Genomic DNA, 20,220 nt, shown 5'->3' with positions numbered 1-20,220 from the left:
AACGCAGAAAATCGATGCATAGCTGAGTGACCGTATTGGGCCAATGATCGGGCGCAATAAACCACAACTCTTCCGGCGGGAAATCTGATGTTCTGCGTGAGTTTAAAGCTCAGAAGCGACAATGGAACCCATCAATCGCGAGAACGTCACACGGCACAGTTTACCTGCGTACGGGCTGCTTCAATGGCGGCCTAAACTTGGCAGCCAACGCATGTTTTGTTCAGTGTTAGGTAGAGAAGGACGTTTCTTCAATTTAATGGACCATTTCGTCGTCATCGCTCAACAGGTGGCATAATACGTTCGGATCAAATGTTCTGGCTTAGCGTCAATTCAAGAGATGTCGAGGCCATTCTCCCGTCCAAAATCGATATAAAAGGTGTCGCTGCGGCATCGCTTCAAAGTGGCTTCATCGGCTTGTCTTGGATCGTTGCCAGGGTTTTGGACACCTGTTCCTTCTATGAAGCGATTCACAAGATTGAACACGCCGCAAACTTGGATCGCATCAAACAATGCACTCTCCGACCAGCCGGCCGCATAGACTGCTTGTGCGTCCGCTTCCGTCATTCGTGTTGGAGAGACAGTGAGCTTTTCAACATATGCCAATAACGGCTTGAGTTGGTCCCCGACTGGCGCCGTATCGCGGTCCTCCATCAGAGCCTCGATTGTCTCGACCTCTATGCCGTAGGCTTTGGCGAAAACGATATGGGCGCCATGGCAATACGCGCAAGCATTCAAACCCGAGACATAGGCCGCTATTAGTTCACGCTCGGCGACTGATAAGTCGCTGTCGCCCCTCATAACGAGGCTTTCGTACGCACACAGAGGAGCAAGTTTTTCTGGAAAGGCTTGATAGACACTTCCGAGTGTTGCGTTTGCCGGAAGAGATGGGAACAGTCGTTTCATCCAATTCTCTTTCACTATTCTCGGGGTAAACTTAGTCTCAAAGTGAAGAAGACAGGTTGTTTACGCAACCTCAAAGCGGCTCTTGATCCCGTATAACGATACTTTTGCGCACACTTAAAACGGAAGGTTCGTCTGGCCGTGCCGCAGCATTTTGGTCGATGGGTTAAGTGCAGTTTTGGAGTGCAGTTCGCTTTCTGAGCATATGCTACAGGCAGAGTTTTGGCGCCAGCAATGGAAACTACAGCATAGGAATTGGCGCTACCTTATACCGTTTATCCAATCACCAGTGGTACTCTTTAACAGGGTCGAACGCTCGTGTTTTTACGCGCGTTGCGAACGGCGGGTTCGACGGGCCGCAGCAATGGGTAGTGCAGATTTATGTCTGGATTAGCGCCGTTTAATACTTGATTACAGTACCCGTTCCACGCAACTAAAAGTTTGCAAATCTGATCAACTGCTCTGCAATCGGACTGTGATTTCGGACAGCCGTGACCAGGATTGCAACGTCACCGGCAAGGTCAGCGCCGCTTCGGCGAACTCCCACGAATAGCTAACGATGGAAAATATCGTTCCCGGTGTTGCACCTAGGTTTTGCGTTGCGAACCACAGGTTGAACAGGATCAGACCAATCAGCAGAACAAAGATCACGCCGTACAGAATGGCCTCGGTATCCGAGAGCTTTACTTCGAACCGACGCAGTTTTTTCAGGTGGACTAGTAGGGGGCGGTCGCGGCGCTGTTCCAGAAGGCTGACTTGATGCTCCATTTGCTCATTCAGGGCACGGTTCCATTGCCAAAACGTCGAATGAAACAGGGCGTAGACGGATATCATTCCGACAAGAACCCCGCAGGCTGACAAGGCCAGAGCCGGTGAGAAGTAAAATAGCAATACCGCTGATACGACGAATTGTACGACCCCTGAGATTGCCGACGGCAGGATCTCTTCCAAAAAGTCCGCCAGTTCACGCCCCATTCCGATCCGGGCGTTCAGCGATGAAATTGGCAGGTTCGAAAACCGTGCGGCAATCGCTTTTCCCAGTTCGACACGGATCGTTCCGTACACACGCGTATCATAAATTCGCCGGATCACGCCGATCAGAGTGAGGGCGACCATGAGCGAGCCCAAATGCACAAAGGGCTGAAACTCTCCGCTCAGCAATCCATCTATGGCGAAACCGATGAACAGCGGGATCAACACAGTTAATGCCGTCTCCGACAGGATCAGTAACCACGTGAGGATGACGCGCCAGCGAAACACTTTCAAAAGCGTTCCGATTTTCAGGTTTTGATCCCTCAACATAGGGCGCTACTGATCATAGTGGATGCGAACGCGGACATCGCCCGGCCAGACCGAGGCGGCCTTGAAATCAGGCTCATCGTCAGGGTTTGGGGCGCCTGTGGCCCCCAGCCCCTCCAACAGTTTCGTCGCAGTCATGTTCAGGTCTTCGTCCTTGTTTTCATCGTGAAACAACAGAACTGCATATGGGCCTGCGTTCAGGTCAGAAAACTCATGGCTGACACTGCCTTTGCGGGACGGAATCTGGGCGTAGTCAACAGCGCTCCAGACATCCAGACTGCCAAAGGCGCGAGCGTCATCAAACACGAGGATCACTATATTTCCCTTGGCATTGCGAATGCCGTCCACGGTCACATTCAGACCATCAGCTGCGGCTGGCGTCGTCAGCGCCATCAGGGCGAATGCGGGTGCCAGAAGGCTCCGATTCATAGCTTTGTCCTTTCTTCAGAAGGCAGCGGTTGGGGTGGTTTAAAAACGGCGAGGACATCCTCGGCGATGGCGATCAACACCGGCACCAACAGCAGCATCAGCGCGGTGCCGAACAGTTCCCCAAATGCCAGAGAGATTGCCGCCGGGATCAGATATTGCGCTTGCTCAGAGGTTTCGGTCAGCAATGGCATCAGGCCGATCACCGTTGTTGCGGTGGTCAGAAAGATCGCCTTGAAACGTCCGATGCCTGCACTTTTTAGGGCCTGATTCACAGGCTGGCTTTCCCCGCGCGCCTGATTGTATCGGGTGATCATGACCAGACTGTCGTTAACGATCACACCGGTCAGAGCCAGCATGCCGAAAAACGAAAACAGCGACAGCGAGACATCCATGATCAGGTGTCCGACGGCGGCTGCGATAAAGCCAAAGGGGACAATGGCCAGAATAACGAAGGGTTGCCAATAACTCTTCAGCGGCACGGCCATCAGCACATAGATCAGAACAGCCGCCAGCAACAGCGCACGTTTCAGGCCGTCGCTGATATCGGACATCTCTTCCAGTTCACCGGCAGCCAGAACTGTCACGCTCGGGTACTTGTCGCGGAGTTTCGGGACCAACTGTTCGAACACCGCCTGACCAACCTCTTCGGGGGCGACACGGTCGCGATCGATTGACGCGGCCACGATATTCATACGCTTTCCGTCACGACGATCGACCGTGCCAGAAGTGTAGGCGCCTTCGATTTCGGCAACCGTCTCAAGCGGCACCCAAGCGCCGGATGCGCTGCGCAACTGGGTCTGCATCAGATCGGCCAGCGTATCGCGGTTTTCCCGCGCGTTCTGCACGACCACGCGGACTTCGGCCCCATCGCGCCTGACCTTCGTTACCTCAGCCCCGCCAAACCCATAGCCAATCTGTCTGGCCAAGGCCTCGGCATTGAAACCAAGGTGCCGTGCGTCCGGGCGCAGGCGGAGTTTCAGTTCGGGCTGGCCGCCCGCCAGCCCATCCCGCACATTCGCCACACCCTCGATGTTAGACAGGAAGTCTTTCATCTCGGTGCTGGCCTGTCGCAGCAGGTCTTCGTCTTTTGACGCCAACCGTATACGGAACCCTCCGGCGAGCGTTTCCGATCCGGTGAACTCCAACTCGGTTGCGCCTTCGACCGCACCAACCCGGTCGCGCCATTCACGAACCACAGGCAGGATCGGAACGTCCGGGCGCTGAGCCACAGGGATCATCTCGGCGTATATTTGTGCGCTGCCCGCGCTGTTGATGATAGTAAAAACAGTCTGAACGGGCGGTGTGGCCATACCTGCTTCGTAGGCAAACTCGGCGTTCAGATCGTTCAACTCGGCTTCGATCCGATCCATGTTCGCGCGGGTCAGCGCAAAGGGCGCAAGGGAGTCCATTTCCAGGTTCATCGTGATGATCTGACCGGGCACCTCGGGAAAGAACACCGTCCTGACCTTGCCCTTGTACATTAGGCCAAGCCCCAGCGTTGCAGCGGCAATGAACAGGATCAGCACGGCGTAACGCTGTCGCACCGCCGCGACGAGTAGCGGCTGGTAGAGGCAGTCCCGAACCCAGATCAACCCGCCCTGCGCTGTATCCTGTACCCGACCCCAGAGGCGGGTCAGCAGGTACCGACGCTCTTGCCCCATCGAAACCTGCGCCAGATGGGCGGGCAGGATGAATTTACTTTCGATCAGCGAGAAGATCAGCGTTAGGATCACGATCCCCGCAAACCCGGCCAACACCTTGCCCAGCGGGTTATCGATCAACAGCATCGGAAAGAACGCCGCGATGGTCGTCAGAACGCCGAAGACAGTGGCAACGGCTACGCGATGGACGCCGCGTTCCGTGTCCTTGATCGGGTCTTTGCCCTTGCGGCGTTCCTCAAAAACGCTTTCACCGACCACAACGGCGTCATCGACCAGAATACCTAAAGCGATGATCAAGCCAAAAGTCGTGACATCATTCAGCGAATAGTCCACCCATTTAGAGCCAGAGACCGCTATTGCCCCCATGACCGAAACCGGAATGCCCATGGCGACCCAGAAGGCCAAGCGCACGTTCAGGAAGATCGACAGCATCAAGGTGACAAGGATCAAACCCTGCACCCCGTTTGAGCGCAGCAGCGCCAGACGGTCTGCGATATAGCCAGCACTATCGCCCCAAACCTCAACCTGAACCTGCGATGGCAGCTGGCGGCTGAATTCATCAACGGTGCTGCGCACGACATCGCTGATCTCCAGTAGATTCTCCCTCTGCCCGACCAGAACCTCCATCCCCACGGTTGGTTTGCCGTTCAGGCGGAACAGGTACTCGCCGTCCCGAAAGCCATCTTCGATCTTGGCAATATCGCCCAATGGTACAAAGGACCCGTCGTCACGCTCTATGATTGGCAGGGCCGCGTATTCGGGAGTGTATTTCGCCCGATCATCGGCCCGCAGGAAAATCGTACCGCCCTCGGTCCGCAGACGGCCTGCCTGAAAGGACAAGGAATTTTTCTCAATGGCCCGGGTCACATCCGAAACGGTCAGCCCATAATGGCGCAACAGTGCCGGGTCGATTTCGATGCGCAATTCTCGCGGGATCAGCCCCCAGATTTGCAGCCGGGACAATTCCGGTTGCGCCAGCAGTTCTTCTTTCAGGCGTTGCGCAAGGCTCTGCAATGTGGCTGGGTCTGTTTCACCGTACAGGTTCAGATACAGCGCCGGGAAATCGAAACCCGACGCCTCGATAACAGGGCGGCGCGCGGTATCGGGCAGATCGGTCAGCCCGTCGATCCGAATACGGACCCGGTCCAGAACAGCTTGCAGTTTCTGACCACCTGCGCGGCGGACGGTGACCACGCTGAGGTCATTCTGAGATTGTGAGGTTACACTGCGCACGCCCTCCAACCCTTCAAGCGCCTGCTCGACATTCTGGGTCACCAATTCATCGACCTGTTCTGCCGTGGCGTTAGGAAACTCGATTGCGATAGTGACGCTTTCCGGCGGAATACGCGGGAAGCCTTCGATCCGGATGTTCAGCAGCGTCTGCACCCCGAGGAAGAGGATCAGTGCCATCATCAGATTGGCAGCGACCGGATTGCGGATAAACCAGGATGTCAGCGCGTGCATAGCTCAGCCCTCATCCGATTGCGGTGTCACGTGCTGACCCGGCAGAAACGAAGCCAGAGGTGTTCTGGCCACGCGCCACGGACCGGTTCCATCGGGGGCTAAGATTGTAACTGTACCTTCGCTGCGGAACAGAATGTTCGGGCTGAGCCTTTGCAAATGCTCCTCATCATCCACCAACCAAATGTACCCCGCACGGGTCAGGGCGCTTTCCGGCAGGGTTACGGTGTCTGCAATTCGGCGGCCGGGAATATGAACTTGTAGGAAATCTCCGGCAAGAATGCCTTCATCGGGATTTGTGACGTCCAAAAAGACGCGCACCTGCCGGGTGTTTCGATCCAGAAACCCGCCTCCACGCCGCACTTGTGCCTGCCCCAAGGCGCCACCCGAGCGCTGTGTCAGGTCAGCGGTGGCGCCAGAGATCGGGTGATCCAAAAGCGCCCTATCCGCCTGGCTGAATTCAGCAACCAGTTCGAATTGCCGGTCGTCCGAAAGGTGTATCAGGGCATCGCCCGGGTTGACCGTCTGGCCAAGGCTGGCAAAGCGATGGGTGACAAAGCCCGAAAACGGAGCAACAACTTCCGCGTCTTTCAGCTCATTTCGCGCCGCGTTCAGGCGTGCCTGCGCCGCCGCGACGGTTTTTTCGGCAATGCGCAATTGCGGCAGGTTCACAGCCAATTCATTTGGCGGTTCTTTTTCGTCCCGCTCAAACTGTCGCTGCGCCACGGTGACGTTGTTTTGAGCACGCAGCAATTCCAGCTCAGCCTGCTCAAGCTCCAGTTCAGCCGCGGAAACGGCACTTAGGTAAGGCGCATTTTCGATTGAAAACAAGGGGTCGCCCCTTTCCACCTGTGCCCCGGCCAAAGCGGCGGGGTGCACTGCGGTAATGCGCCCGGACACGGCCGATCGCAGCTCGGCATCCCACCGGGGGCGAACTTCGGCAAAGGCCGAAACCCGCGCCTGCACTGTTTCTGAAGCAACAGTTACAACAGATACGGTCGGCGGCAGGGGCGAGGTCCTTGTCGCCTGAACATCGATTGTATCTACTGCGCCAAACAACAGGATGACGATGGCGACAAAAAGCGCCAGCGATAGTCCGATCCACAGCCATCGCCGGGTTGGTCTTTGCTGCGTTTCCAAGGTTTTGTCCGTCATTTTCCTGTTTTTCCTGATCCGCCGAATCCATTGCGCCTTGTGGTGTGCGGTAAAATCTCATATAATATGAACGATCGTTCGTTCAATAAAAAATGCGAAAAATGACCAAAGACGCCCAAAAGCCGGGTTCAATCCGGGAAAAGACAACAGCCAAGCGGCGCAACCAGATTTTGGAGGCCGCAGTTATATGTTTTCTTGAGCGTGGCTATCATCAAACAGGTGTCCGCGATATTGCAGCGCGGGCGGGCGTCAGCCTTGGAAACCTCTACAACCATTTTCGCGGCAAACATGATGTACTTGTGGAAATCGCAATGCTCGAGCGCCGCGAGATGGAGCCGTTCCTGAAAATATTGAACGCAAATGCGCCCGCGCCCAAAGCGTTGAAAAAGTTCATCAAGGCTTATGCCAAATACCTAGCTGCACCGGAAAACGTAATTCTCACGTTGGAGATTTCGAGCGAAGCCGTTCGTCAACCGGACATCGCGCAACTGTTCGTCGAAAACCGAGCAAGACTAACCGAGGCGCTTGAACAAGTTGTGAAGCGTGGAGTAGATGCAGGAGACCTGCGCGATGTTCCGGATCCTCTGCAGGCTTCGCAATTGGTGATAGAGGTTCTGGAAGGCAGTGCGTATCGCAGCGTTTTGTCAGAATTGCCCATGAACAAAATCATCGGAAGCTTGGAAGATTTTATTCTGAGCTCACTGCTGGCCCGTCAATAGTACTTGTGTTGCTGTCGACTTAGAACTCATAGAAGTCTGCTAAGCCCACCAACTGATGACATGGTCCGGCCATGAATCGCTAGAAGAAGCTGAGAGATGCACTAAGGAAGCCGACAAAAAACGTATGCTGTCCGTGGACGTTTCGGGAACACAAATGCTCGGGTCGCAAATGCCTGCACAAAAAAACTCGGTAAACCGTTGTTTTTATGTAAAGTTTTAACTGTGAAACGTCACTGATATTTGACTCAACCGACAGCCAAAACTTCAATAAATCGGTCATTTACGTCACTCATTTGCGACCCAAACGTCAAGCATTTGTGACCCAAAACGAATTGCGGCCATTCGACCATAATAAGGAGGGGTTTTGCCTATATGGACGGGTTATGAACAAAACCTCCATTCGTGCCTTCAGAACCAAAGACGGCTTGGCATGACTTTTGACAGCAGTGGAAAACACCCAAGTTTGGCAGTTAGACAAATCTGTTCACATAATTCTCTAGTATTTCCTGGCGTCCAGATTGCGGCTCTGGGTTTATTCCTTCACTTAGAACGCGAGCGGAAATTTCATCCAGGCTACTGCCTAACATGGACTCCGCTTTGGGAGACTTCCAACCGGAGTAGCGTTGCGAAAGCGCGTTTTCCAAACCTCCATCTTCAATCATTGCCGCCGCTGCTTTCAAACCACGTGCGCATATGTCCATTCCGCCGATATGAGCCGCCGCCAGATCGACAGCGTCAATCGATTGCCGGCGAATTTTGGCGTCGAAATTTGTGCCGCCGGTGGTAAAACCACCAGCTTTCAGGATGTAATAGTAAGCTAGGGCAACTTCCGGTGTATTGTTCGGGAACTGGTCTGTATCCCATCCGGATTGGTAGTCGTTGCGGTTCATATCAATCGAACCCAGCATCCCTTCAGCAGCCGCAACCGCAATTTCATGCTCAAAGCTATGCCCGGCAAGGATCGCGTGGCCCTGCTCGAGATTTAGTTTCACTTCGTTCTCCAACCCATACTTCCTGAGAAAACCGATGCAAGTAGCTGCGTCATAGTCGTATTGGTGCTTGGAAGGCTCCTGAGGTTTCGGCTCCACAAGAATGGTGCCTTTGAACCCGATCTTATGTTTGTACTCTACGACCATGTTCAGAAAACGGCCCATGTGGTCCAATTCAGTTTTCAGGTCCGTGTTCAGAAGGGTTTCGTAGCCCTCACGACCACCCCACAGAACATAGTTTTCACCGCCTAGTTTGTGAGTTGCATCCATACAGGATTTCACTGTCGCTGCAGCGAACGCAAAAACGTCGGGATCAGGATTGGTACTGGCGCCAGACATCCAGCGACGATGACTGAACATATTGGCCGTACCCCAAAGCAGTTTGGTGCCAGAAACTTGCATCTTTTCACCGATATAATCGGTGATTTCTTCCAATGTGCGCAGGTTATCGGCAAAATTTCCCTGTTCAGGCCGGATATCAGCGTCGTGCCAGCAAAAGAATGGCTGCCCCAAAAGCTCAAACAATTCGAATGCAATATCTGCCTTCTGGCGGGCCCGACCCATATCGTCCTGAGGATACCATGGGCGTTCGAACGTAGGTCCACCAAAGGGGTCTCCGCCCTCCCACGCGAATGAATGCCACCAGGCCACAGCAAACCGCAGATGGTCCTCCATACGCTTGCCCATGATGATTTCATCCGGGTCGTAGTGACGAAAGGCCAACGGATTCTTGCTATCCACGCCTTCAAACTGGACCTTCTCGATCCCTTCAAAAAATCCACTTGGCATTTCTGCCCCCTACTCTGCTTTTTGTGCTGGCTGCTTGCCGAGAATGATCATCGACAAAAGATCGTCATCAGTTACGTCTTCGATATCGACCGTCCCAACCAGTTTTCCGTTCTTCATGACCGAGGCGCGGTCGCACAGTTCCATGACGGCATGCACGTCGTGATCGATCAGAAATATCCCGATGCCTTGCGCCTTCAGCTGGTGGATCAGATCGGCCACCATCTGAGTTTCATGCGGCCCGAGCGCTGCTGTCGGCTCATCCATGATCAGAATACGTGCGTTGAAGTAGACAGCCCGAGCGATCGCCACAGACTGTCTTTGCCCCCCGGACAAGGCAGAGACCGGGTCATTGAACTTCTGAAAGTTCGGGTTGAGCTGAGCCATGATCTTTCGGCACTCGGCCTCCATGGCTGCGTCGTTGACCAAACCAAAAGGCGTCGTCATCTCGCGCCCTAGGAACAGGTTCGATGTCGCGTCTAGATTGTCGGCCAAGGCGAGCGTCTGATATATCGTTTCGATGTTATTCGCCCGGGCGTCACGGGGATTGCCAATCTCGACTGGCTTGCCATCAATCAGGATCTCACCGTGATCCATCTGATAGGCGCCGGACAAAACCTTGATCAACGTGGATTTTCCGGCCCCGTTGTGGCCAAGCAGGCCAACGACTTCACCTGGATAAAGATCGACCGACACATGGTCAACGGCCTTGATCCCACCGAAGGAAATCGAGATGTCGCGCATCTCGACCAATGGCGGCGCGCCTGAACCGCGCCCAGTGCCAGAAGGTTTTTTCTGAGTATCCTGAGCTTGCATCACTTGGCCCCCAGTCGCTTGCGGTAAACGATGTCGATATAGACGGCCAACACGAGGACGCTGCCGACGACGATGTTCTGAAACGGCGCGTCTACGCCAACCATTGCCATGCCCGATTGCAGCGCCTGCATGATCAATGCACCAAGGATCGCGCCATAAATTGTTCCGATACCCCCGGACAACGCGGTCCCACCGATAACAGCGGCGGCAATAACCCGTAGTTCGTCCAGCGTGCCAATGTCGTTCGAATGGTTTGCCAGGCGGGCCGAGGCGACCACCGCGGACACGGCGCACAAGAAACCCATCAAAGCAAAGATTTTCACGGTCAGCAGCCGAGTGTTGATACCCGAAAGCTCTGCCGCATCCGGGTTGCCGCCAGTGGCAAAGATGTATCGGCCGAACTTGGTTTTCCGCGCCACGATTGTCAGCGTGACCGCCACGATGATCAGAATGAGGACAGAAATCGGTATCCCGTATCCGACGACCAGCCCCTCTGGCATTGTCTCTCCGCGCGCTTCGAACATGCGTTGCAGCCGGCGCGTCGGAATTGCGTAACTGTTTACGATGTAAACGTACCCAAGGATGGCAATTGCGATTATCCCGGCCAGAGTGGCCTCGGCCCAAACAGGTTTCACAGGGAAGCCATGTGCCGCTTTTGCGCGTCGGCTACTCCACAAAGCCCAGATGGCAATCGCAGTCGCGAACAATCCAAACAGCCAGCTTGTCGTCGTTCCCAATGTCCCGTTGGTCCCGCCAAACATCAGGAATGTACTATCCAGAGGACCAATCGTCTGGCCGCTGGTCAAATACCACGCCACGTTTCGCCAAACCAGAAATCCACCAAGGGTGACGATGAAGGCTGGTATCGTCAGATAACCGACCATCCAGCCGTGAAATGCACCAATCAGCGTGCCGGCAAACAGCCCAACGACAATGGTGATCGCCCAAGTTGCAGGATTGTTCAAACCCATCCCAAGCACCTGCGGCAAAAGCTCGGTTTGCGTCATTGCCATCACAGCCGAGGTTGTTGCCAATAGTGCGCCAACCGACAAGTCGATGTGCCGCGTGACGATAATGAACACCATCCCACATGCCATGATGGCAACCGAAACTGTCTGGATGGACAGGTTAAATAGATTGCGCGGCGTCAGGAACCTTCCATCTGTGAAGATGTTGAATCCGATGCACAGGATGACAAACGCGCCGATCATTCCCAAAAGCCGCATATCCAGTTCCAGTTGCTGGAACAGGTTGGGTTTTGCTTTTTCAGGTACCGGCTGAGACGAAGTTTCGGTCATTTCCGATCTTTCATATTCAGCATTTGCCCCAGGCCCAGACTAAGAGGCCCAGGGCTGAGTGGTTTAGTTACAAGGGGCAGGTCCGTTTTCAACGCCTTGGCAAAGATCTTCCAACGGGATCCATCCGGCATCAACAACCACGGACAAGTTGTCCTTAGTGATTGGAACAGGCGCGAGGAAAACCGAGTTCATCTCGGTTCCACCCGGTGACGTCCAGCTCACAGCGCCTTCGACATCAGCAGGGCTTGTTCCACCGCTCAACGCAACAGCGATTTCGCCAGCGGCCTTTCCAAGTTCGCGAGCATCCTTCCAAACCGAAACTGTCTGCGTTCCCAGTGCAACTCGGTTCAACGCTGCGTGGTCGCCGTCCTGACCGGAAACCGGAATGCCTTCCATGCCCTGTGCCGTCAGCGCAGCAACAACACCACCTGCAGTACCGTCATTCGACGCAACGACTGCATCCACGTTGTTCTCGTTCGCGGTTAGGATTTGTTCCATGTTCCGCTGCGCGTTCGCGGGTAGCCAACCATCCGTATAGGCTTCGCCAACGATTACGATGTCACCGCTGTCGACGGCTGCTCCGATAATCTCTTGCTGACCACCCCGCAAAAAATCAGCGTTCGGATCAGTAGGAGAGCCTTTGATCATCACGTAATTACCTTTAGGCATGGCCTCAAAAACAGCCCGGGCCTGCATTCTGCCAACTTCCACGTTGTCGAAGGTCAGATAGAACGCACGGTCGTCCTCAATCAGGCGGTCATAGGCAATCACAGGGATACCTTCGTCCGCCGCGGCCTGAACCGCTGGCCCGATGGCCTGCGCGTCCTGCGCCAGAATGATAAGCGCGTCTACGCCCTGGGCGATCAGGCTTTCAATGTCCGATAGCTGCTTTGCGGAGGACGATTGCGCGTCTGCCGAAATGTACTCGGCACCGCCTGCTTCAAGCGCCGATTTAATTGCCGCCTCATCCGTTTTCCAACGCTCTTCCTGAAAGTTCGACCAGCTTACGCCGACCACTGGCTCTGCGAATGCGGTCGAAGCCAACAAAGTGGCCACAGCCGAAAAGCTGAGAATTCTCTTCATGATTTCCTCCCATTTGCCGAGCCATCGCATTTCGATTCGCGGCTCTCACAGATTTGAATACCATATTTATTTCAGTGGGTAAAATATTTACTCTACAAGAGGCACTCAAATTCAAATAGATTGGGCCAACAGCAAGATTCGCGAGGACAAGATGCTGAAAAGCAAAGCCTCTCCGGTTTCTTTGGAACAAAGAAATACGACCCGCCTGCGGGTATTGGAGCACATCAGAGCAAAGGGATCCGTTTCGCGGATCGATATTGCATCCGCCTTGCAAACCAGTCCTGCGACCGTCACCGCAGCCACGGCTGATCTCATCTCAGCCGGGCTAGTGAAGGAGACTGAAAGCCAGGCACAGTCCAAGTCGGGGAAGAGAGGCAGACCCAGAGTATTGCTGCAATTGGACGGCCAGATGCACCTTGTGGCCGGTCTAAAAGTGGCTCGGCAAGTAATCTCAGTTATCTTGGTCGACTTTGAAGGTAACGAAGTCGCATCCCATAAATATGCGCTGGATCACGCCAGAATGCCGCCGCAAGAATTTGTATCGGCGATCCGCGAAGCTCTTGAAGAAACCTGCAAACAGATCGATCGTTCTGTCGCTCATTTGGCAGGTGTTTCTATCGGGGTGGCTGGACTGGTCGATGCAAACAAGAATTTTGTCCACTGGTCATCCTCGATTACTGAGAGAAATATTGATTTCAGCGACTTTCTTTCAAATGAGCTGCCCTGCCCCGCATTCGTCGATAACGACGCCAATCTTGTCGCCAAGGCCGAACAGCTTTTTGGCTTGGGTAAGGGTTTAAAGAACTTCCTCGTTGTTACGATCGAACACGGTGTTGGCCTTGGCATCGTATTGGATGGCAAATTATACCGTGGAGAACGAGGCTGCGGCGCTGAGTTTGGGCACACCAAAGTTCAACTTGACGGAGCCCTTTGCCAATGCGGTCAACGCGGATGTCTAGAAGCCTATGTGGGCGACTATGCTTTGATCCGCGAGATGACAGTCACCGGTCATACCAACGACATGGAATCCGTTTCCGACATACATGACCGCGCCAACTCAGGTGACGACAGAGCTTCATCTGTGCTTGCCCGCGCAGGTCAGATGTTTGGCCTCGGGATTTCCAACCTGATCAACTTGTATGACCCAGAGTGCATTATCGTCTCGGGGGCACAAATGAGCTTTGAGCATTTGTGTTCCAACGAAGTTATGACCCGCATTCAAAACGGCGTTGTGAATGTCGATGCACCTTTGCCCCAGATCAAAGTTCATCACTGGGGTGACATGATGTGGGCCAAGGGGGCGGCAGCCTATGGAATTGAACAAATCTCAATTCTCAAGGTCAAGGAGCTAACGTCGAATGCGTCTTGAGTTTGCGATATTTGCGACTTTGGCCACAGTTGCGAATGCGGACACTGTTATTCCCCAGTTTACAAATGTGGATGTACCAAAACATGTCTATGATGGCGGGTGGGAGCATTTTGTCGGCGGCGGTGTGGCCGTTTTCGATTGCAATGGGGACTCGCTGCCAGAACTCTTTTTGGCTGGCGGATCCAACCGGTCTCAATTGTTAATAAATCACTCAAAGGAACAGATAGCATTTCAGGCAAAGACGCCTGAAGATCTTTCGCTGGCCAGTGTGACCGGGGCCTACCCTCTCGACGTTGATAGCGACGGCATATTGGATCTGGCGATTTTGCGTGTTGGCCCAGACCTGCTTCTTCGGGGCAATACCGACTGCCAATTCAGCCCTTTCACTGACCTCGGGTTTCAGTCCGAGGATCACTGGACCACAGGTTTCTCGGCAACATGGGAAAGCGGGCAAGCTCTACCGACCTTAGCGTTTGGCACCTATGTTGACCGGTTTGATCCCGAAGGTCCTTTTGAATCCTGCGGACCAACCCTTTTGTACCGCCCAGAAGGCGACTTGTATCACGAGCCACTGCATCTTGAGCCCGGCTACTGCTCGCTTTCTATTTTGTTTTCGGACTGGGCCCGAACTGGCCGCGCTGATCTTCGCGTCAGTAACGACCGTCACTACTATGTTCGCGGCGGTCACGAGCAGTTATGGGCGATGGAGCCCGAGCCTTGGCAATACTCAGAAGGCGAAGGCTGGCTTCCATTTTCAATCTGGGGAATGGGGATCGCCTCTCGCGACCTTACAGGAGATGGATTTCCCGAAGTTTATCTGACCTCGATGGGTGACCAGAAACTCCAGATTTTTGACCCAGTGACAAACGGCCCGACCTGGCGCGATGCAACTTACGAAAAGGGTACGACCGCTCATAGACCGCATATCGGTGGAGACGGAAGGCCATCCACCGGGTGGCACGCACAGTTTGGCGATGTCAACAACGACGGCCGGGACGATATATTCGTGGCCAAGGGAAACGTAGAACAGATGCCCGATGCGGCTCTGAACGACCCCAATAACCTACTACTACAGAACTCCGACGGTCAGTTTATTGAAGCTGCAGCAGACGCCGGCGTTGCTTCGATGGCTAAATCACGCGGCGCTGCCCTTGCCGACCTAAACAATGACGGTCAGCTGGATCTTGTTGTCGTCAACCGAGGTTCTGAGCTCGAAGTCAGCCAGAACTCTTCTCAGGGTGGCAACTGGCTATTGATTGATGTCACTCAAGATCAATCCAATCAATCAGCAATTGGTGGATTTATTGAAGTCAAAACCTCGCTGGGTGTTCAGACCCGCGAGCTCACAATCGGCGGCGGTCACGCTGCCGGTATCGCTGGGTTTCAGCATTTTGGGCTTGGGAGTGAGGACCAGGTGCAGGTTCGTATGATCTGGCCGGATGGATCGAAAGGCGAGTGGTTAGACTATCAGCCCAACCAAATCATACGTCTTTACCGCTGATTACTTGTCGACCGGTAACCCGCTTGGAACTTGGTCGGGCACACCTAGCCGCTCTGCCGGGTCTTCAAGGCTTGCCAGAAATCTGAGAAGAGCGTCGATTTCCTGATCCGTCAGGCTTATTTTCGACAAGCCGTTGCTTTGGGCAATCGCACCCAGGTGCTGATAATCCGACATTGCCTTTTCGTCGTCAGAGCCGGGGAAGTCCGGCAAGGTGGCCATCTCGATCGAGTAGTTCCGCAAGGACGCCACCGGGTCCAGATGATGGCGTAGTATATCCTCAAGTTCAGCATAGGCTCCGTTGTGTCCGTATGGCGCAGTCAGGGTAACGTTGCGCAGTGATGGCGTACGAAAAGCAAACCCGTCTTCGACGTCGCCGGTCACGCGAAGGCGCCCATCGTCCCTGACATGGTTTTCAAATCGCGCCGCCTTTCCCGGACCGATCTGCGGCAGTGCAATCGAATGAAACTTGTGATCGGTCTGGAACCAGCCTGAATGGCAGTTGCTGCAGCCAGCTTTTCCGTAGAACAGGCCCATGCCAATTTCGGCCTCTTCTGGCAATTCAGCCTCACCTCGCATCGCGCGATCGAAGAGGCTGTTATCCGCGCGCCACTCGAACGCGATAAAGTCCGCGATTACGTTGGCAATTGCCGTGAACGTAACTCCATCATCCGGTGCTAAGTCCTCAAACCTCTGCTCGTACTCTGGAATGGCCGCAACACGTTCTGCAATCAGATCCCACGCACCGCCTTGCTGTGTCAGAAATCCGAGACGAACCGCTTTGCTCACGTCATTCTCAGAATAGTGACCCGCCATTTCGTCAGGCGACAAAACCGGGAACATGGCCTGTGCGGCCAGCGCTGAATTGAAACCAGAACGCATATGAGTACCCAACGGGGTTCTGATACCATCAGGTTGCGTTGGGTCTGCCTCTAGTCGCCCATCGTGGAAAAACGTCGTGAACTCAGTGGCTCCGAGGTTCCAAAGCCCTGGTGAGTTTCGAGGAATACGTTGCTCCGGGGTATTCTCTGGGCCCAATTTCCGCTCTGGCCCCAACCCAATTCCCCCTTCCCCTATACCAAGGGAAACACCGTCGGACGTGCCTAGCCTGGGATGATGACAAGTCGCGCAGCTGATATTCTTGTTGCCAGACAAGATCGGGTCATAGAAAAGTAAACGCCCCAGCTCAGCGCTTGCAAAGTCAGGATCGAGGAACTCCGGCAAAGGACCAAGCGATTGGGCACGCACGCCGTCCTCCACTGAGATCACCAACCCAAAAGCCAAAAATAGCGAAAATGCTCTCATGTCATTCCTCAGAAACTTCTAGAATAAGTTCCTGCCGATACGGCTTCTCCGGAGTATAGATGATTGAGGGAAATGACGAGATATTCGGTGCGTTTGGATAACCCGATGGCTCAGTGCACACACCACGCGAAGCGCGACGCGGTTTTGTCAGCTTATAGCCCGAATAAACCTGCGCTCCGGGTTGGTCAGAGTAGACTGTCAACGCAATCCCAGAGGGTGAAGTGAGTTCCGCCACCGGAGCTTTTGGGTCGCGATCATGATCAAAGCAAAAAAAGTGATCGATCCCTTCGGAAGCACTTCCAATCGTAGTGGGCGTTGAAAAATCTAGCCCGTTTTCGTTGGTCGCAAGCACTCTGCCCGACGGAACACCCTGATCGTCGATTTCCAGATACCAATTTGAAGCGAGTTTCAGTTTATGCTCATCTACGCCTTCTGCAGCACCCAAAGTGTAGTAGTTATGTTGCGCAATGCTTATCGGCGTGGGTCGATCAGGCTGTGCAGTTATTGAATATGCCAAGCGTGGACCCTGTAGGCAGATTCTGACCTCGAACCTGATATTCCCCGGGAAGCCTCCCTCTCCGTCGTGAGAAACGTAGCTCAGCAAAACCTCGTTCTGTGCAATCTGTTCGAGTTCCCAAAACTGTTTAGACAGCCCATCGTCGCCGCCATGCAGGGTGTTTTTGCCCTTGTTGGCGTTCAATTCAAAACTGGTGCCATCCAAGTCGAACTTCGCGCCGCTGATCCGGTTGGCAACGCGCCCAACAATTGCGCCCAGGTAACGCGTATCGGTGAGATACTCATTCGGGTCCTCGAACCCAAGGATGAGCGGGACGTCCTTGTACCACCACCCCTGCGTGATAGCCCCATAGTTCAGGACTGAAACACGCATATTCCCATCCGTGATAATAGCAGCTTCGATCCCAGAGGCTTTACCCGTTTCTGGTTTCATCTTACTGCCAGCGGCGCAAGCGCCTGATAGAATTGCTTGTATCTCCGGTATTCGTTTTCGTAGGCGTCAATCAGATCGCCGCGTGGTTCGATGCGTTCCTGAATTTCCGGCGGCGTCATGACTTGCGCCGGTTCAGCGTCGTTGGCAGCACATATCGCGAGTCGCGCAGCGCCCATTGCGGCACCGAATTCGCTGCCTTTTGGCAATTCCAGCGGAACTTGCAAAACAGTAGCCAAGGTTTCCAGCCAGAACTGAGATCGCGCACCTCCCCCAACTGCCATAAGGCTATTTGGCTGGGTTCCGGTGCTCTTCAGTGCTTCCAGGCAATCTCTCATTCCAAAGGAAACACCCTCCATTACGGACTGGGTCAACTCAGCGGGTTCCGACGAGATGTCCACGCCCAAAAACGCGCCTCGAATATGGCTATTGTTATGCGGCGTCCGTTCTCCTGACAGATATGGTAGGAAGGTGATCGCTGTAGGTCCGTTCAGTCTTTCAGGCATAGCTGAAGCGAGTCTTTCCACGGGTTCGCCCAGATTGCGAGCAAGCCAGTTCATGCTGTTCGTTGCTGAAAGCATGACACCCATTTGTATCCACCGATCAGGAACCGCATGACAAAAACAGTGCACGGCTGTTTCCGGATCAGGAGCATAGGCTTCCCGCGCTACAAGCAACACGCCAGACGTTCCGAGTGAGACAAAACCGGTGCCGTCGTTGATGCTCCCGATCCCGCAGGCAGCGGCAGCATTGTCACCAGCACCTCCAGCCACGACAACCGGATTCGAAAGCCCCCAATCCTGTCTCAAACGGGCCTTCAACTCTCCACCCGGATCATTGCCTTCGACCAAGTGCGGCATCTGCTCGACACGCATGTGACCTATGGCTAGTGCCTTTTCTGACCACTGCCGAGTGTCAACGTCCAGCCAAGATGTTCCTGCGCTGTCAGACATGTCTGAAACATATTCGCCAGTCAGCCAAAACCGCAAATAATCCTTCGGCAGCAATACCTTGCCCACCTTTGAGAACACATCCGGCTCATTCGCACGCAGCCATTCGAGTTTCGGCGCCGTAAACCCCGGGAATACGATGTTTCCCGATATCGCGCGCATCTCTGATGTTTGATCTAGTGTCCGTGCTTCGTCGGCTGACCGAGTATCGTTCCAAAGAATACAGGGCCTCAATATTTCGCCATCATGATCCAGTAGTGTAGCGCCGTGCATGTGTCCGCTTAGGCCGATACCTCGCAATTCTGAGAATGCTTGCTGGTTGCCAATGCGAAGCTTCCCAACAACCTCTTCGCAAGCGTTGGTCCAATCCAAAGGATCCTGCTCAGACCAACCAGGCTTGGGCGTCGAGGTGGAAATGCTGACTTCGGCATCACCGACAACGTGTCCTGTGTCATCTACCAGAATCCCGCGGAGACCTGACGTTCCCAAATCTAAGCCCAGATACATTGAGCACCACCTGCCTAAATATTTTAATGAATAAAATTATTTGAAACAGAGATCTTGTCAAGGCTCCGTCAAAGGAGTGCGCTTCAGTCGTATCCAGATCAGAAAGCACGAACGCGACGCCCTTCGATGCCCCGAACGCCCAAAAAAACAGAGCAAGAGTTGAGTTTAATCGTCTGACCGAACATGGCTTAAACCTCTTAGAAAAGCTACTTTGGCGGGAGGCAAGGATTAGGCGAGTATTTCCCCAGTTTGACCGACCGTTAGCGTTCCACCATTAACCACTTCGACATAGACGCCCATATCCATATGGCCCATCAATTTCCGAATAAGGTAGGGTATTTTCAAGTCGCGCTCGGCCGTTTTCGGGTTCACTTCAGTTGCCGCACACCTTTTCGTACGTGAGAGTATCTTCAACTCGACATCGCCAAATCTTAAAACTGATCCAACTGCATCCAGCTCAGCAAACGAAGGTAGACCGTCTATCTCAATATTCGCTCGGAAGCGCGCCGGGTGGATTTCTGCGTTCAGTTGTTCGCCTAACTTTTTCACAGAGGCCAGATTCAAAACGGATATCGCGTTCATCATTTGCGGTGATACGACAGATACATCTGTAAACCTATGAGGAGCAGAGGAGACAAACTTTGGCAGCTCTGGATCTTTTAAATCGATCTCTGAAGTAAGGAACTCAGCCGCCTTCTCCCGATCTTCAGACTCTCGCATATCAAAGCGTCGTGTCTTTCCGTTCGCATTGATCTCAAGTGCCTGGGACTCAATTTCAAAACCGGTCTGAATGCCTGCCAGTGCAGCCTCGTTCAACAAAACGACAAATCGATCTTTCGGCAGTGGCATTGGGTTCTGCATGTCGAAACCGGAGTTGTAGCGAGCAAATCCGAACAGGCGATCGCCTGGAATGCCCTCTCCTGCTCGCAGCGTCACAGTTCTCATAGGCTCGGAACTCAAGCCTTTTATAGGGTAGCGGTTCAATCGGACGATGGAGAGATTGTTCATACGTTTGCACCCGACCAAAAAGAACTATGCACGGTCCCGAA

The 20,220-nt window shown here is 53.9% G+C and carries 16 protein-coding genes; 3 read left to right on the top strand and 13 right to left on the bottom strand.

The genetic code is table 11. The annotated features are described in order from the left end of the window. Positions 1-330 precede the first annotated feature (330 nt). The 5 genes from ACR0DT_RS16935 to ACR0DT_RS16915 form a co-directional block, all read right to left on the bottom strand. On the bottom strand, positions 331-903 hold the full coding sequence (locus ACR0DT_RS16935; RefSeq protein ID WP_480711883.1) for a carboxymuconolactone decarboxylase family protein: 573 nt from the start codon (positions 901-903) through the stop codon (positions 331-333). Between the two features lie 450 nt (positions 904-1,353). Next, on the bottom strand, positions 1,354-2,202 hold the full coding sequence (locus tag ACR0DT_RS16930) for an ABC transporter six-transmembrane domain-containing protein (RefSeq protein WP_480711882.1): 849 nt from the start codon (positions 2,200-2,202) through the stop codon (positions 1,354-1,356). Between the two features lie 6 nt (positions 2,203-2,208). Beyond that, on the bottom strand, positions 2,209-2,628 hold the full coding sequence (locus ACR0DT_RS16925; protein ID WP_480711881.1) for a DUF2141 domain-containing protein: 420 nt from the start codon (positions 2,626-2,628) through the stop codon (positions 2,209-2,211). After that, entirely contained in the window at positions 2,625-5,753 is a 3,129-nt protein-coding gene (locus ACR0DT_RS16920; RefSeq protein ID WP_480711880.1) for an efflux RND transporter permease subunit, read from the bottom strand. The genes ACR0DT_RS16925 and ACR0DT_RS16920 overlap by 4 nt, the downstream gene beginning before the upstream one ends. A gap of 3 nt (positions 5,754-5,756) precedes the next feature. Then, the gene (locus tag ACR0DT_RS16915) at positions 5,757-6,905 is read right to left on the bottom strand and encodes an efflux RND transporter periplasmic adaptor subunit (protein WP_480711879.1); all 1,149 of its coding nucleotides are present in this window, start codon (positions 6,903-6,905) and stop codon (positions 5,757-5,759) included. A 101-nt stretch (positions 6,906-7,006) separates the two neighbouring features. On the opposite strand from ACR0DT_RS16915, the gene ACR0DT_RS16910 reads away from it, so the two are divergent. Further along, the gene (locus ACR0DT_RS16910) at positions 7,007-7,624 is read left to right on the top strand and encodes a TetR/AcrR family transcriptional regulator (protein WP_480711878.1); all 618 of its coding nucleotides are present in this window, start codon (positions 7,007-7,009) and stop codon (positions 7,622-7,624) included. A gap of 470 nt (positions 7,625-8,094) precedes the next feature. Here the strand turns inward: ACR0DT_RS16910 and xylA are convergent, their stop codons facing one another. The 4 genes from xylA to xylF form a co-directional block, all read right to left on the bottom strand. Further along, positions 8,095-9,402, bottom strand: a complete 1,308-nt coding sequence (xylA, locus tag ACR0DT_RS16905) for a xylose isomerase (RefSeq protein WP_480711877.1) — start codon at positions 9,400-9,402, stop codon at positions 8,095-8,097. A 9-nt stretch (positions 9,403-9,411) separates the two neighbouring features. Continuing rightward, entirely contained in the window at positions 9,412-10,215 is an 804-nt protein-coding gene (locus ACR0DT_RS16900; protein ID WP_480711876.1) for an ATP-binding cassette domain-containing protein, read from the bottom strand. Further along, positions 10,215-11,513 carry a sugar ABC transporter permease gene (locus ACR0DT_RS16895; RefSeq protein ID WP_480711875.1) on the bottom strand — a complete coding sequence of 433 codons (1,299 nt, stop codon included), beginning with the start codon at positions 11,511-11,513 and terminating at the stop codon, positions 10,215-10,217. Before ACR0DT_RS16895 ends, ACR0DT_RS16900 begins: the two co-directional genes overlap by 1 nt. A 63-nt stretch (positions 11,514-11,576) precedes the next feature. After that, positions 11,577-12,596, bottom strand: coding sequence for a D-xylose ABC transporter substrate-binding protein (gene xylF, locus ACR0DT_RS16890; protein ID WP_155150139.1), 1,020 nt, complete (start codon positions 12,594-12,596; stop codon positions 11,577-11,579). 151 nt (positions 12,597-12,747) lie between these two features. Between xylF and ACR0DT_RS16885 the strand changes: the two genes are divergently transcribed. Both ACR0DT_RS16885 and ACR0DT_RS16880 read left to right on the top strand, forming a co-directional pair. Further along, complete coding sequence (locus tag ACR0DT_RS16885; RefSeq protein WP_480711874.1) at positions 12,748-13,965, top strand: ROK family protein; 1,218 nt, start codon at positions 12,748-12,750, stop codon at positions 13,963-13,965. Beyond that, entirely contained in the window at positions 13,955-15,466 is a 1,512-nt protein-coding gene (locus ACR0DT_RS16880; protein ID WP_480711873.1) for a CRTAC1 family protein, read from the top strand. The genes ACR0DT_RS16885 and ACR0DT_RS16880 overlap by 11 nt, the downstream gene beginning before the upstream one ends. Here ACR0DT_RS16880 and ACR0DT_RS16875 read toward each other — a convergent pair whose 3' ends face one another. The 4 genes from ACR0DT_RS16875 to ACR0DT_RS16860 all read right to left on the bottom strand — a co-directional run bounded on the left by ACR0DT_RS16875 (position 15,467) and on the right by ACR0DT_RS16860 (position 20,179). Next, positions 15,467-16,768, bottom strand: coding sequence for a cytochrome-c peroxidase (locus ACR0DT_RS16875; protein ID WP_480711872.1), 1,302 nt, complete (start codon positions 16,766-16,768; stop codon positions 15,467-15,469). A 1-nt stretch (position 16,769) separates the two neighbouring features. Then, complete coding sequence (locus tag ACR0DT_RS16870) at positions 16,770-17,717, bottom strand: aldose epimerase family protein (protein WP_480711871.1); 948 nt, start codon at positions 17,715-17,717, stop codon at positions 16,770-16,772. Then, the gene (gene xylB, locus ACR0DT_RS16865) at positions 17,714-19,171 is read right to left on the bottom strand and encodes a xylulokinase (protein ID WP_480711870.1); all 1,458 of its coding nucleotides are present in this window, start codon (positions 19,169-19,171) and stop codon (positions 17,714-17,716) included. Before xylB ends, ACR0DT_RS16870 begins: the two co-directional genes overlap by 4 nt. 228 nt (positions 19,172-19,399) lie before the next feature. Further along, positions 19,400-20,179: an MOSC domain-containing protein gene (locus ACR0DT_RS16860; protein ID WP_480711869.1), complete on the bottom strand. Its 780-nt coding sequence runs from the start codon at positions 20,177-20,179 to the stop codon at positions 19,400-19,402. Positions 20,180-20,220: the final 41 nt, after the last annotated feature.

The sequence above is a fragment of the Ruegeria sp. BI11 genome, assembly GCF_056538005.1.
Note: the sequence above shows the minus strand (reverse complement) of the source record. Positions and strands in the feature narration are given on the sequence as shown.